Consider the following 14,741-nt stretch of genomic DNA (forward strand, 5'->3'; position numbering starts at 1 on the left):
GATGAGTGACATCATGCGCCCGATTTCCATCGAAGGTTTGCTTTCATGGATGATGGCTGAGTACAAAAAAAGTAATACAATTTTTGGAATTCGCAAGTTTTATCAGGCAGAAAAAGGCAAAACCATTTCCTTATTTAATGAACAAATGGAAACGCCAGTTGGTCCAGCAGCTGGCCCCCATACTCAATTAACCCAAAATATTGTAGCTGCTTATTTGACTGGCTCGCGCTTTTTTGAAGTAAAAACAGTACAAGTATTGGATGGGGAGGATTTACCTGTAGCAAAACCTTGTATTGCTGCACGAGATGAAGCCTATAACTGCGAATGGTCTACGGAATTGCGTGTCCCACAAGCGATGGAAGAATACATCAAAGCTTGGTTTATTCTCAAGCTATTGGCCAAAGAGTTTGAACTGGGGGACCCTGATGGTTTTATCTTCAACATGAGTGTTGGTTATGATTTAAAAGGGATCCAAACACCGAAGATTCAAGCTTACATCGATGGTATGCAAGATGCTTCAAAAACTGCAATCTGGCAACAATGTATAGCAGCGGCTAAAGCTCATTTGGACTTGTTCACCCGAGTGGATGAAGCCTATATCGATAGTATTAGCCCGAAAGTATCTCATTCCATCACTTTATCAACCTTGCATGGCTGCCCACCAGATGAAATCGAACGGATTGCTGTTCATCTGTTACGGGATAAAGGACTAAATACCTTTATCAAATGTAACCCTACCTTATTAGGTTACGAGTATGCGCGCAAGACCATGGATGATCTCGGTTTTGATTATATGGCTTTTGATGATCATCATTTTAAGGAAGATTTGCAATTTGATGACGCGGTACCAATGCTCCAACGGCTACAAGCCTTGGCGGATCGTAAACAGTTACAATTTGGTGTAAAAATCACCAACACCTTCCCAGTGGATGTGGCCCAACAAGAGTTGCCATCAGAAGAGATGTATATGTCTGGACGTTCTTTGTTCCCGCTCTCCGTGATGGTAGCTAAAAAACTCTCGGATGCTTTCCAGGGGAAACTACAAATTAGCTACTCTGGCGGGGCAGATATTTTTAATGTGAAAGATTTATTTGAAGCGGGGATTTGGCCCATCACAGTAGCGACGACCTTGCTAAAACCAGGGGGTTATCAACGAATGCAGCAGATAGCCAACTTGGTGAGTTCCTTGGCTTATCCTACTCATGTGCGGTTGGATTTGCCGAAACTGACGGCCCTCGTGGAAAAATCAAAAACACAAGCCCGTTATCAAAAATCAATCAAATTACCAGGTTCTCCGAAAATCAAAGAAGAAGTTCCTTTATTAAATTGCTATACGGCGCCATGTCGGGGAACCGGCGGCTGTCCGATCAATCAAGATATCCCAGCTTATTTGCGCTATGTAGCAGAAGGAAACCATTTGGAAGCCTTAAAGGTGATTACCGATAAAAATCCCTTGCCATTTATCACCGGGACGATTTGTGCCCATCCATGTGAAACAAAATGTACTCGTCAATTTTATGAGGGAGCCATTGATATCCGTGGGGTTAAATTAGAGGCTGCGCAACAGGCTTATGATGAGTTGCTTGCTACCATGACAAAACCTGAACCGGTGGCGAATGCTCCGAAAACGGCCGTTGTTGGTGGTGGGCCGGCTGGGATTTCAGCGGGCTACCTCTTGGCTCGTGAAGGTTTCCCTGTGACCGTCTTTGAGAAAGACGAAACCATCGGCGGGGTGTGTAGTCAAATCGTTCCAGAGTTTCGAATCGCTATGGAAAGCGTGCAACGAGATGTGGATTTAGCAAAATTCATGGGGGCTGAATTCAAATGTGGGGCAGCAGCACCTAGTTTGTCAGATTTGAAGCAGCTTGGTTATGAAAAAATCATCTATGCGATTGGCGCTTGGAAACACAACAATTTACAGCTTGAATCGGGTGAAGCCATCAACTCTTTGGAATTTTTGCGAGCTTGCCGCCAAAATAGCCATGTAAATCCTTATGGTGAAGAAATTATCGTAATTGGTGGGGGCAATACCGCTATGGACTGCGCGCGAGCAGCCAAACATTTACCTGGAGTAAAAAATGTTTCCTTGGTTTACCGTCGGGACAAACGCAACATGCCAGCTGATGAAGAAGAATTGTATTTGGCTTTAGCAGATGGCGTAACCTTTAGAGAACTTTTGGCACCGATTCGTCTGACTGATGGCAAACTGAAATGTGAAGTAATGACCTTGGGAGCCCGCGATGCTTCCGGGCGTCAAAAACCAGTTGCAACTGGCGATTTTGTGGAGATTCCAGCGACTACTGTTGTTTCTGCTATCGGTGAAAAAGTCGATGATAGCTTCTTTAACCAACTAGGGATTCAAACGGATAATCGCGGACGGGTCATTGTAGATAATGATACCTTGGAGACCAATTTGCCAGATGTCTATGTGATTGGGGATGCAAATCGCGGACCGGCAACCATCGTGGAAGCAATCGCGGATGCTACTAAAGCTGTCAATGGGATCACCACCGTGCATAACCAGCACTTCGAACGAGCAAACCAAAACATTGATCGTCGCATTCCTCGGAGTAAACGAGGGTTACTAGTGACGGAAGAAAATCCAATGAGTCAGGGACAACGATGTCTTGAGTGTTCCACGATTTGTGAATCTTGCGTCGATGTTTGTCCAAATCGCGCTAATGTAGTGATCTCAGTCAATGATCAACCGCAAATTTTGCACATTGATCGCATGTGTAATGAATGTGGCAACTGTGAAACTTTCTGTCCGTATTCTTCCGCACCATACAAAGATAAATTTACTTTATTTAATACGGAAGCTGAATTTTATGACAGTCAAAATGAAGGCTTTTATCCAATGCTTGATGCAAACCAACAAGTGTTGTTGCGTTACAAAGGTGACGTCTTGAATCTGGATTTGTCAGCAAATCCTAGTGATGTTCCTGTTGGTTTACTGGATTTCATGAAGACGGTCATCACTCACTATGCCTTTATGATGGTCGAATAATTCGGGTTACACATTCGAAAAACTAGGGGCAGTGACTTCTAAGTAAAACTGAAGTTCCCATCAAAACTCCTGGCTCTTAGAAGTCGTTGTCCTGGCTTTTCGGTATGTCTTTATAAAGAGAGTTGCACTTTTTCAGGTTTGTCTTTTGGGCAAAGGAGATAGTCCCTCTCATCGTTATCAGGCCTGGAGCTGTGTTACTGATAACTGGTACCTTCGCTTTGTATAGCGATTGCTACTTAAACAAGGTGTTAGCATCATGAATACACCATAAAATAGGAGGAATGTAGGTTGGATAAGATCAAATGGGTGAAAAACGAAATGCCTCAAACCAAGGATGGCTATCTGCCATTAATGGATGAAGGCAACATGAAAAAAGCACGTCGTTTTCACCAAAGTTTTCCTCAGTACAGTGAAACGCCACTGGCTGATTTGAAAGAAATGGCTAACTATCTTGGGGTGAAGGATTTCTTCGTAAAAGATGAGTCCTATCGTTTCGGGTTAAATGCGTTTAAAGTTTTGGGTGGCTCGTATGCGATTGCCAATTATATCGCTGAAGAAACCGGCAAAGATGTGGCAGATCTCGGTTACGATAGGTTGACCTCCCAAAAGCTGAAAGATGAGTTTGGCCAAGCTACCTTTTTTACCGCTACTGATGGCAATCATGGGCGGGGCGTCGCTTGGGCAGCTAATAAACTAGGTCAGAAAGCGGTAGTCTTGATGCCAAAAGGCTCAGCAAAATCCCGCTTTGACAATATTGCTAAAGAAGGTGCCAAAGTAACGATTGAGGACGTCAACTACGACGAATGTGTACGAATGGCCAATCAAATGGCCGAAGAAACGGAACACGGGGTGATGGTTCAAGATACCGCCTGGGAAGGGTATGAAAAAATCCCAACTTGGATTATGCAAGGCTACGGCACGATGGCTTCAGAAGCTGGTGAACAGTTAGCCAAAGCCGAAAAACGCCCGACTCATATCTTCATCCAAGCGGGTGTTGGTTCTTTAGCGGGAGCCGTTATTGGCTATTTCGCCAATCTTTATCGGGACAATCCACCGAAAATGATCGTGATGGAAGCTCAAGCTGCGGACTGTTTGTATCAATCAGCATTGGGTAAAGATGGCAAGATTCGTTTTGTGGAAGGCGATTTGCAAACCATCATGGCAGGTTTGGCTTGTGGGGAACCAAATACGATTTCCTTTGATATTTTGGAAAACCATGTGGATGCGTTCGTTTCTTGTCCAGACTGGGTAGCTGCCAAAGGGATGCGTATGTTAGCTGCACCTTTAAAAGGCGATCCACAAGTGATTTCCGGTGAGTCTGGTGCAGTAGGCATGGGATTGGTAGCCACCTTGATGCAAGATGAAGCATACCGTGATTTGAAAGATTTCTTAGGCTTAAATGAGGATTCAGAGGTTTTGATGTTCTCGACAGAAGGAGACACCGATCCTGAAAATTATAAACACATTGTGTGGGGGGAAGAATAAAAATGGATTTTGAAGCAATCAAAAAAGCAGCAGTAGGTTATGAAAAGGATATGGCTAAGTTCTTAAGAGATTTGGTTCGTATTCCTGGTGAATCATCTGGGGAAGGGGACAAACTCAATCGGGCCAAAGAAGAAATGGAAAAATTGGGCTTTGATAAAGTTGAAATCGACAAACAAGGGAACTTGTTAGGCTACATGGGTACCGGGAAACGTTTGATTGCTTTTGATGGCCATATGGATACAGTAGCCATTGGCGAAATCAAAAACTGGACGTTTGATCCTTATGAAGGCTATGAAAATGATACGGAAATTGGTGGTCGCGGGACTTCTGACCAAGAAGGTGGGATTGTCTCTGCCGTCTATGGTGCCAAAATTATGAAAGATTTAGGTTTACTAAATGATGAATACACTGTTTTAGTAACCGCTACCGTTCAAGAAGAAGATTGTGATGGTCTTTGCTGGCAATACATTATCAAAGAAGATGGTATTCGCCCAGAATTTGTTGTATCCACTGAACCAACAGATGGTGGTATATATCGTGGACAACGGGGCCGGATGGAAATTCGCGTCGATGTAAAAGGCGTTTCTTCCCATGGTTCAGCACCAGAACGTGGCGACAATGCCATCTACAAAATGGCAGATATCTTAAATGATGTGCGGGCCTTGAACAACAATGGCTGTACGGAATCGACAGCCGTGATTGGTCTGGAAAAAATGCTCCATGAAAAATGGAATCCAGAACATTGGCAAGAAGCTCGTTTCTTGGGTCGCGGGACCGTAACGACTTCCCAAATTTACTTCTCCTCTCCTTCTCGTTGTGCGGTTGCGGATGGTTGTTCCGTATCCTTAGACCGTCGGATGACTGCTGGTGAAACTTGGGAAAGCTGTTTAGAAGAAATTCGCCAATTGCCAGCTGTTAAGAAATACGGGGACGATGTTGTGGTGTCAATGTACGATTACGATCGCCCAAGCTACACTGGTTTGGTTTACCCAATCGAATGCTACTTCCCAACTTGGGTGATTCCTGAAGATCACGAGGTAACCAAAGCTTTGATGGAAGTTCATCACAATTTGTATGGTGAAAAACGGCAAGGCCCAGACACGCAAATTAAAATGCGGGAAGCTCGTCCTTTGTTGGATAAATGGACCTTCTCGACTAATGGGGTTTCGATCATGGGTCGTAACGGAATTCCATGTATCGGTTTTGGTCCTGGGGCAGAAGATCAAGCCCATGCGCCAAATGAAATCTCTTGGAAAGAAGATTTGGTTCGCTGTGCGGCTGTCTATGCTGCCCTACCAACTGTTTATACCAACAATACCAAATAAGTAGAGCAACGTTTGTTTCAATGCAGGTAAAGGCGTGGGTCAGTAACAGATAATTTTGGTTTTCCCTGCAAAATGCTGAGTTTGCGGGGAAACCTTGATTTCCTCCTAAAGCTTATTTCGTTGCTGCCCAAGCCATTCATAAAGTAACAGTTTCACTCGATAATACGTACTTATAAAATGACAAAGGAGTTCCATAAAATGACCGATTTTAAAGAACTAGTAAACGTGATTAATGAAAAAGATACTTCCAAAATGTTTGAAAATGATTTTATGCAAACTTGGAAAAAATCTGATGATGAAATCCGCGCCACCTTGGCAATGGCGGATGCTTTGCGCAACTTACGGGAACGGAATATCTCAACCAAAATTTTTGATTCCGGCTTAGGTGTTTCCATTTTCCGGGATAATTCCACCCGGACTCGTTTTTCATTTGCTTCTGCTTGTAATATGTTAGGGTTGGCTATCCAAGATTTGGATGAAAAGAAATCACAAATCTCTCACGGGGAAACTGTTCGGGAAACTGCGACGATGATCTACTTTATGGCTGATGTGATTGGGATTCGTGATGACATGTATATCGGTAAAGGTGCCGCTTATATGGAAGAAGTCATCGAATCCGTTAAAGACAGCTATCGCGATGGCATATTGGAACAACGACCAATCTTGGTGGATTTGCAAGATGATGAAGACCATCCTACACAAGCTTTGGCTGACTTGAACCATATTATTCATGAAGTTGGCGGCATTGAAAACTTGAAAGGTAAAAAGATCGTCATGTCTTGGGCCTATTCCCCATCATATGGTAAACCTTTATCTGTAGCTCAAGGAACGATTGGCTTAATGACACGGTTTGGTGCCGATGTAGTGTTGGCCCATCCAGAAGGTTATGAAGTGATGCCGGAAGTCGAAGAACTGGCTCATAAATATGCGGAAGAATCTGGCGGCTCCTATGCACGAACCAACGACATGAAAGAGGCCTTCACTGATGCCGATGTCATTATTTGTAAGAGTTGGGCGCCTTTTGAAGCGATGGAAAAACGGACCCAATTGTATGCGGAAGGGGATTTTGACGGCATTGATAAGTTGGAAAAAGAACTCTTAGCTGACAACGGTAAGTTTAAAGACTGGGCTTGTACTGAAGAAATGATGAACTTGACTAAAGACGGGAAAGCTTTGTATATGCACCCACTACCTGCTGATATTACCGGTGTTTCTGCTGAAGAAGGGGAAGTTGATGCTTCAGTCTTTGATCGCTACCGGGACGAGTTGTATCGTCAAGCATCAAATAAACCTTATGTAATTGCGGCAATGATCTTCCTAAGTAAATTCAAAGATCCAGCTAAAATGTTGGAACAATTGGAAGCTCGCGGACAAGAACGGAAAGTCTCCGAAAAATAAGCAGTCAATTTTTTAGGATCTGAAAGCAACCAAGATGCCTGCTATCTTAAGATGTACCGTAGCGCGTCTTGGTTGTGAAAAGATCGACTTAAAACCAAAGAATAAAAAGCGTTTTCATTAAAGTCTCTATACAACTTATAATCAAAGGAGTATCATTTAAATAACGATAACCTGAGTCGAAATAGGATTTTAAGAAAACGTTGAAAAGGGGAAAATGTATGGCTAAAGTGGTAGTAGCCCTCGGTGGGAATGCCCTTGGTAATAATTTGATTGAACAGATGGCAGCCGTCAAAGAAACAGCAAAGTCGATTGTTGATTTAGTTGCAGAAGGGCATGAAGTCATTTTGGTTCATGGCAATGGCCCGCAAGCTGGGATGATTCAACTGGCGATGGATGAGTTAACTGCTGATGATCCTACGAAGTATCCACCAGTTCCGCTATCGGTCTGTGTTGCCATGAGCCAAACGTATATCGGCTATGATTTGCAAAATGCCTTGCGGGAAGAAATGCTCCACCGCAACATTCACAAACCGGTGATCACCGTGGCAACACAAGTGGTAGTAGACAAAGCTGATCCGGCTTTCAACAAGCCAACTAAACCAATCGGCCGTTTTATGACGAAAGCTGAAGCGGATCAGTTAGCCAACGAAGGCGTTGACGTGATGGAGGATGCTGGACGGGGCTATCGACGGGTAGTGGCTTCACCAAAACCCAAAGAAATCGTTGAATTGGAGACGATTGATACCCTTTTGAAAGCTGATCAACTGGTTATCTGTTGTGGTGGCGGTGGTATTCCCGTTATTAAGCAAGAAAATGATCATCTACAAGGGGTAGCAGCAGTTATCGACAAAGATTACTGTTCGGCATTACTAGCGGCCACGATTGATGCCGACATGTTAGTCATTTTAACGGCAGTAGAAAAAGTGGCGCTGAATTTTGGCAAACCAGACCAAAAAGAACTAGGGGAAGTGAGTATTGCTGAAATGAAGCAATATATCGCAGAAGGGCATTTTGCTCCAGGGTCGATGTTGCCAAAAGTAGAAGCAGGCTTGAGTTTTGCTGCGAAATCTGGCAAGAAAACGCTGATTACTTCATTGGAAAAAGCCAAAGATGGCCTAGCAGGTAAGACTGGAACCGTTATTGTAGGCTAAAATCAGTGGCATTGGGGAGTAAGTTAGAAAATGGAAACATCAAGTTTAGGGATACTTAGGGGTTGTTTGTGATTGGTAAGGTTTTGGGGAAGTCTTACCGAAGTTGAAGAGAGGAAGTATCATCATGAATAAAATGTTTAATGCAACAAAAGGACCAGCAGCTGTCGGACCGTATTCTCATGCGGTCATTGCTGGCAATACGATTTACGTTTCCGGTCAGCTGGGGATTGATCCAGCGAAAGGACAATTGGTGGAAGGCGTCGTTTCTCAAGCAAAGCAAGGCTTTATCAACCTGGAAGGGATTTTAAAGGAAGCCGGTTTTCAGTTAAGCGATGTGGTAAAAACCACAGTCTTCTTGACAGATATGGGGAATTTTGCTGAAGTCAATGCTGTTTATGGGGAGTATTTTAGTGAGTGGAAACCAGCCCGTTCTTGCGTGGCTGTTCAATCTTTGCCCTTAGGTGGAGAATTTGAAATTGAAGTCGTTGCGGTAAAATAGTTCATCCGACAAACCTGACCGAGTTTGACCTTTGAGGAATCATGTGGTGCCGGAAAACAACATGATGTATTCGTTAAATGAAAACGCTTAAGCGCCGGTGCCACGCTTTCTCATGAATACATATCAGAATGGAGAAAACTATGGATAACACAAAGGAAAACAAACAAGGATTATTTGAAAAGAAAACTATTCATCAGGAAAATCGAGAAATCTTTAAGTGGGAAGGTAAACCAACCTTTAGTCAAACCTTTCCTTTAGCAATGCAACACGTGGTGGCGATGGTGGCAGGATGTATCACGCCAGCCTTAGTTATTTCGGGAGCGGCTGGATTGACAGAAGCTGATCGCGTTATTTTGATCCAAATGTCATTGATTGTTTCAGGAATTTCGACCTTAATGATGCTTTTCCCGCTATTTGGCAAACTAGGGGCGCGCTTGCCGGTCATTATGGGGGCTAGTTTTGCTTATGTACCGACGATGTCTGCAGTGGCAGCTTTGTATTCAGGTACGCTAAATGACCCTAGACAAGCTATCGGGGTTATTTTAGGTGCCCAATTGGTAGGGGGTGTCTGCGCCGTTTTACTGGGGATGACCATCAAAGTTATCAAGCGCTTTTTCCCTTCAATTGTTACGGGAACCGTGGTGTTTGTCATTGGCTTATCCTTGTACCCGATTGCTCTGAGGTATATTGGGGGTGCAGGCAGTGTGACAGCTGAAGTGGCGATGGCGAATGGCCAGACGATGCCTTGGGGATCCTGGCAGTTTTGGCTAGTAGGCGGCATCACCTTGGCTACTGCCTTTGTTTTAAACAACTTTACTAAAGGTATTACTAAACTGTCGAGTGTGCTTTTTGCGATGATTATCGGGTATCTGATTTCAATTCCTTTTGGCATGGTGGATTTTAGTAAAGTAGCCAGTGCGGATTGGTTGAAAGTCGCTTCCCCACTACATTTTGGTTTGCGATTTGAACCAGCTGTTATTATTTCGTTTGTCATTTTGTTTATTGTCAATTCCATTCAAGCCATTGGGGATTTAACTTCCACCACGGTGGGAGGGATGGATCGGGAACCGACAACCAGTGAATTGCAAGGGGGCATTCTTGGTTATGGTGTCATGAACATTATGGGGGCGTTGCTGGGAGCACCGCCAACTGCGACATTCTCACAAAACGTGGGGATTGTTGCTACCAATAAAGTCATTGCTCGACGGGTGTTTACGACAGCTGCCGTGGTGATTTTAATCGCCGGTTTGTTCCCTAAACTTTCAGCAATTTTAACCACCGTGCCTTACCCTGTTATTGGTGGGGCCACCTTGTCTGTCTTTTCGATGATTACGATGAATGGACTGAAACTGATTGCTAAACAACCACTGACATTTCGTAATTTAACGATTGTGGGGATGTCAGTTGCCATTGGGATGGGCTTCACAGCAGTATGTACGGAAGCCTGGAATGCCGGCATGCATTTTATACCCCAGGAATTATACACAGCGATTGGGACTTCACCAGTGGTACTAGCGACGATTGTAGCGATTGTCCTAAACTTATTGTTGAAAGAAACCGCAGCCGATCGTTTACCAGAAGATACTAAATAACTCATGACGTCAGGTTTGTCAAAAAAATACCACAGAAAACGACCAGTGATTCAATTACGAGGAGGCTAGCACATAAGTCATTATCGGCAAATGTTTCCCAGCGCTTAAATGCGATAAGCGTTGTTAAAGCAATGGCGGTATTTAAGCCCATGGGAAGCTTTACTGATAGCCAGACTTATGGACTAGTCTCTTCAGTTTGTTGATTTGGTAACAGATTTTATTAAATGTAGCTCATCTCCGGTTTTGTCCAAGGTTGGTTGGGATCTTTGGACAAGGGCGGTTGATTCGCTGAAGATACCAGGACCTTATCAAAGTTCGATAAGCAGTCGTTGGTACAAAAGAGAAAAGAGGCAATAGTTTATGGATAAAGAAAACACAAAAGAAAATCGTCTGTTTACTTTTGATGGTCGTCCGGCTTTCACTGAGGTGATGCCACTAGGTTTGCAACATGTGGTGGCGGCTGTGGTGGGCATCGTGACGCCGGGTTTGATGATTGCCAAGATATGTGGTTTAAATGCTAGTGATACCCGCTTAATTATTCAAACCTCCCTGGTCTTTTCTGGATTGGCGACTTTATTGCAGTTATTTCCCTTATTTCGACGATTTGGAGCCCGGTTGCCAATGATGATGGGAGCGAGCTTTGCCTATGTGCCCATCTTACTTTCTATCGGCGCTGACTTTGGCATTGGAGCTATTTTTGGCTCTCAGCTGGTAGGTAGTGTAGTGGTGATTGTCATCGGTTTGTTTATTGATAAGATTCGTATTTTATTTCCACCAATCGTAACAGGGACAGTGATTTTAAGTATTGGCTTGTCCTTATTTCCGGTAGCGATTAAGTACATGGCCGGTGGTGCAGGCAATCCTTGGTATGGAACGCCTCACAATTGGCTGGTGGCCCTGGTGACTTTTGCGGTGGTTTTTTATTTGAATCATTTTGGCAAAGGCCTCTTGAAACTGTCCTCGATTCTTGTAGGCATGGTAGTGGGCTATATTTTAGCCTTATTCATGGGTATCGTGTCTTTTGATGCTGTGACGACGGCCCCGATGTTTCAAATGATTCAGCCAATGCATTTTGGCTTTGAGTTTAAACTTGTTCCAATTATGACTTTGATCATCATGTTTTTAGTAGACGCTGTCCAGTCGGTAGGTCAATTTACTGCTACCACCGTTTCCGCGATGGAGCGCCAACCTACCAATCAGGAGCTTTCCGGAGCCATCATGGGTAGTGGCCTAACCAATTTTATCGGCAGTTTCTTTGGCTCAGTTCCCTGTGCCACCTTTGGTCAGAATGTGGGCCTAGTGATTGCTACGAAAGCGATTAATAAGTACATTTTGGTTTTTGCCTCCAGTATTCTGCTATTGGCAGGCTTTCTCCCAAAAATTGCTGGTCTTCTGACGACGATTCCATACGGTGTGATTGGTGGGGCGACGATCTCCGTCTTTGCAACGATTGCCATGACGGGAATCCGTACCATTGCCAATGAAAAACTAACTCCGGAAAATACGACAGTGGTGGGGTTGTCATTGGCCTTTGGAGCAGGAATTGTCATGTCTGAAGGGGCTTTAGCTGGCTTTCCAGAATGGGTCACAACGATTTTCGGAAACTCAGAGGTGATTTTGACGACAATTTTAGCGATTGTCTTTAATTTAATCTTGAACCAGCCACTGCGTAAGAAAAAAACTAATCGTGAAACTGAAAACCTGCAAAAGCAAGTTAAAAAAAATGCTAGTGTTCCTGCGCCAGCCAATTCAAAATAAGCTGGCTAATGATCAGAGTCAACCATTTGCCAAAGGAGGACAAAATGGCAGCGAGACGATTAGACTATGTGATGACACTGCGAATCAAAGGCGAGGAGGTGTTCTTTGGTCCGGGGGTGGTGACAGTGATGGAAAAGATTGAACAAACTGGCTCATTATCCAAAGCAGCTAAACAGATGGGAATGTCTTACAATAAGGCTTGGCGTATTTTGCAACGGGCGGAAAAAAACTGGGGCCAGCCGTTAGTGGAAACTAATATCGGCGGTGCTTCTGGTGGCGGCACTCAGTTGACTGCAGAAGGTCGAAAGTTGGTGGCGACTTACGTGGGCTTTCGTCAAGAAGCGGAGGCAGTGGTAGCTGAGCTGTTTCAGAAATATTTTGGGTAACGTAAAAGTGTAAAAATAGGGCTTATTTACCAAGCTGGTCTCTGAAAATAGTGAGGCTAGCTTGTTTTTTTAAAAAGATTGCGGTATACTTTTTTTAAATTCGTTTCAAGAAAGTAGGATGTTTTGTGAGTGTGCTAGGTATCTAATTAGCAATTGAAGCCAAATGAAGCAATGTTTATTTGGCATGCCTGCAGATACCTTACTGATCAAAGCGTTAAGAGTAAGAGACAGGCGGGAGTCTGTCTCTTTTTGCATCTAAAAAGAGAGACTTTCGTGGCTTGTCTGGATTTTTAGCGAACAACTGAAACGAACTGTCGTGGGGCTGCGGTCTGCCAATGAGAAAGGACCGAAATGAAAACAAATCAAATTGAACAAGTCAAACTTTATCAAGAAAGTGGTTTCGCTGAGATTTTAGAAGAAGTGAAGCAATTGATTATTAGCGATTTTGCGCGAGAGGCATTTATGGAGAGACGACCGGCGACGGATTTAGCGACTGCTGAAAAACGCTTGACGGAAACTGCGGAAGCCATGAATTTATTGGGTTCGGGGCAGCATGTGCCTTTTATGGGGATGGCAAATATTCGGCGACTGACCGAGAAAATCAATCGAGGCTTATTATTAGAACCAGAAGAACTGACGGAATACGGCGACTTTCTGCGGAGTTTTCGTCTGATTGGCAAACTTTTTGAAAAAAATCAGTACCAAACACCGGTCTTGTACCGTTATACCCGTGGTTTGGGAGATTTTCACGAAATTACAGCTGAAATCGAAGCCTGCGTCAATGGCCATCGCCTCAGTGATGACAGTTCACAGGAATTACGGAAAATACGGGGACGAATACGTACCCTTGAACAAGACTTGCAACAAAGCTTGGATAAATTTATCAAAAATCCTAGTGTCGCTAAGTACCTGCAAGATCGCTTGGTAATTGTCAAAGAGGAACGATACACGCTACCAGTTAAAACGGAATTTCAAAGTCGTATCAAAGGCAATCTAATTGATCGTTCTAGTAAAGGGACGACGGTTTTTATTGAACCTTTGGGAGTGGCGAAGTTAAATGATCGTCTGATTATGGCTAAAGCGGAAGAAACTGCGGAAGTCTATCAAATTTTGGCGGGTTTGACGGGGATGATTGCCGAAAAACTAGAGGAGATTGGGTATAGTCGAGAAATTCTCGGTGAACTAGACATCATCTTTGCGCGGGGAAAGTATTCTCGTCGTATCAATGGCCAGCCACTGACGGTCAATGATCAAGAAAACCTGATTTTTGATGGAATAACTCATCCTTTGTTAGGCTCAGCAGCGGTGCCTTTGAATCTTTCTTTAGGTTCCTCAGCTCGCGGATTAGTCATCACCGGGCCCAATGCCGGAGGGAAAACTGTGGTGTTGAAAACCGTTGCTCTAGTTTGCTTGATGGCAACTTCAGGGCTCTTCCCCTATCATCAGGGCCAGACAACTGTGCCGATTTTTAAAAATATTGAGATTGATATTGGCGATCAGCAAAATCTAAGCAATGCTTTAAGCACTTTTTCGGGGCATATGGAAAACCTTAGTCGTATTTTGCAGGTGAGTCATCGCAATAGTCTGGTTTTAGTCGATGAAATTGGTAGTGGAACCGAGCCCAAAGAAGGGGCCGCATTGGGGATTGCAGTGATGGAAGCTTTATATCAACAAGGCGCGTTAGTCATTGCAACCACCCACTATGGCGAAATCAAGGACTATGCATTGGCCCATGAGGATTTTAAAACAGCGGCTATGGCTTTTGATTCGAAAACGTTGACACCGAAATATCAATTGTTAATGGATCAAGTCGGCGCTAGTAATGCGTTTTGGATTGCCGAAGAAAAAGGGTTATCCAACACCGTATTGCAACAGGCGATGGCTTATTTGCAAGGTCAACCGCCAGAACACAAGGCCAAAGAATTTAAGCGAAAGACCAACATAGCGAAACTTTCGCAAAGTCCAACAGATACCATGGTGACCTATGGCATGGGGGATCGTGTGCGCTATACAGAAACCGGTGTAGTGGGCTTGTTTTATCAAAAAATCTCCGATAGTGATGCGAGGCTGCTGAAAAACTATCACTTTTCAGCTAAATTGATATTCTAAAAACTATCTACTGTAAAGAAAGAGCCAATTC

10 protein-coding genes are annotated in these 14,741 nt (G+C 43.9%); all 10 read left to right on the plus strand.

What is annotated here, in order from left to right:
• Position 1: 1 nt before the first annotated feature.
• The 10 genes from ygfK (at position 2) to ACO03U_RS05555 (ending at position 14,710) form a co-directional block, all read left to right on the plus strand.
• A complete protein-coding gene (ygfK, locus tag ACO03U_RS05510) occupies positions 2 to 3,007 on the plus strand; it encodes a putative selenate reductase subunit YgfK (protein WP_204686682.1) in 3,006 nt (1,001 codons plus the stop codon).
• 288 nt (positions 3,008 to 3,295) lie between these two features.
• Positions 3,296 to 4,492 carry a diaminopropionate ammonia-lyase gene (gene dpaL, locus ACO03U_RS05515; protein ID WP_204686683.1) on the plus strand — a complete coding sequence of 399 codons (1,197 nt, stop codon included), beginning with the start codon at positions 3,296 to 3,298 and terminating at the stop codon, positions 4,490 to 4,492.
• Positions 4,493 to 4,494: 2 nt separating this feature from the next.
• Positions 4,495 to 5,817, plus strand: a complete 1,323-nt coding sequence (locus ACO03U_RS05520) for a YgeY family selenium metabolism-linked hydrolase (RefSeq protein WP_204686684.1) — start codon at positions 4,495 to 4,497, stop codon at positions 5,815 to 5,817.
• Between the two features lie 198 nt (positions 5,818 to 6,015).
• On the plus strand, positions 6,016 to 7,215 hold the full coding sequence (gene ygeW, locus ACO03U_RS05525; RefSeq protein ID WP_204686685.1) for a knotted carbamoyltransferase YgeW: 1,200 nt from the start codon (positions 6,016 to 6,018) through the stop codon (positions 7,213 to 7,215).
• Positions 7,216 to 7,433: 218 nt separating this feature from the next.
• The gene (gene arcC, locus ACO03U_RS05530; protein WP_161868717.1) at positions 7,434 to 8,366 is read left to right on the plus strand and encodes a carbamate kinase; all 933 of its coding nucleotides are present in this window, start codon (positions 7,434 to 7,436) and stop codon (positions 8,364 to 8,366) included.
• A gap of 124 nt (positions 8,367 to 8,490) precedes the next feature.
• Entirely contained in the window at positions 8,491 to 8,865 is a 375-nt protein-coding gene (locus ACO03U_RS05535; RefSeq protein ID WP_423104412.1) for a RidA family protein, read from the plus strand.
• 140 nt (positions 8,866 to 9,005) lie between these two features.
• Positions 9,006 to 10,457 carry a uracil-xanthine permease family protein gene (locus ACO03U_RS05540; RefSeq protein ID WP_204686686.1) on the plus strand — a complete coding sequence of 484 codons (1,452 nt, stop codon included), beginning with the start codon at positions 9,006 to 9,008 and terminating at the stop codon, positions 10,455 to 10,457.
• A gap of 360 nt (positions 10,458 to 10,817) precedes the next feature.
• Entirely contained in the window at positions 10,818 to 12,215 is a 1,398-nt protein-coding gene (locus ACO03U_RS05545) for a uracil-xanthine permease family protein (RefSeq protein ID WP_204686687.1), read from the plus strand.
• Between the two features lie 44 nt (positions 12,216 to 12,259).
• Complete coding sequence (locus ACO03U_RS05550) at positions 12,260 to 12,601, plus strand: winged helix-turn-helix domain-containing protein (RefSeq protein ID WP_204686688.1); 342 nt, start codon at positions 12,260 to 12,262, stop codon at positions 12,599 to 12,601.
• A gap of 351 nt (positions 12,602 to 12,952) precedes the next feature.
• A complete protein-coding gene (locus ACO03U_RS05555) occupies positions 12,953 to 14,710 on the plus strand; it encodes an endonuclease MutS2 (RefSeq protein ID WP_204686689.1) in 1,758 nt (585 codons plus the stop codon).
• Positions 14,711 to 14,741 lie beyond the last annotated feature (31 nt).

This window comes from Enterococcus diestrammenae, assembly GCF_049384045.1.
Taxonomy (GTDB): Bacteria; Bacillota; Bacilli; order Lactobacillales; family Enterococcaceae; genus Enterococcus_C; species Enterococcus_C diestrammenae.

What these genes read in the sequence shown, in the direction of transcription:
- ygeW (WP_204686685.1), top strand. Translation starts at nt 6,016, where the DNA reads ATGACCGATTTTAAAGAACTAGTAAACGTGATTAATGAAAAAGATACT.
- arcC (WP_161868717.1), top strand. Translation starts at nt 7,434, where the DNA reads ATGGCTAAAGTGGTAGTAGCCCTCGGTGGGAATGCCCTTGGTAATAAT.
- ACO03U_RS05550 (WP_204686688.1), top strand. Translation starts at nt 12,260, where the DNA reads ATGGCAGCGAGACGATTAGACTATGTGATGACACTGCGAATCAAAGGC.
- ACO03U_RS05545 (WP_204686687.1), top strand. Translation starts at nt 10,818, where the DNA reads ATGGATAAAGAAAACACAAAAGAAAATCGTCTGTTTACTTTTGATGGT.
- ygfK (WP_204686682.1), top strand. Translation starts at nt 2, where the DNA reads ATGAGTGACATCATGCGCCCGATTTCCATCGAAGGTTTGCTTTCATGG.
- ACO03U_RS05540 (WP_204686686.1), top strand. Translation starts at nt 9,006, where the DNA reads ATGGATAACACAAAGGAAAACAAACAAGGATTATTTGAAAAGAAAACT.
- ACO03U_RS05535 (WP_423104412.1), top strand. Translation starts at nt 8,491, where the DNA reads ATGAATAAAATGTTTAATGCAACAAAAGGACCAGCAGCTGTCGGACCG.
- ACO03U_RS05520 (WP_204686684.1), top strand. Translation starts at nt 4,495, where the DNA reads ATGGATTTTGAAGCAATCAAAAAAGCAGCAGTAGGTTATGAAAAGGAT.
- ACO03U_RS05555 (WP_204686689.1), top strand. Translation starts at nt 12,953, where the DNA reads ATGAAAACAAATCAAATTGAACAAGTCAAACTTTATCAAGAAAGTGGT.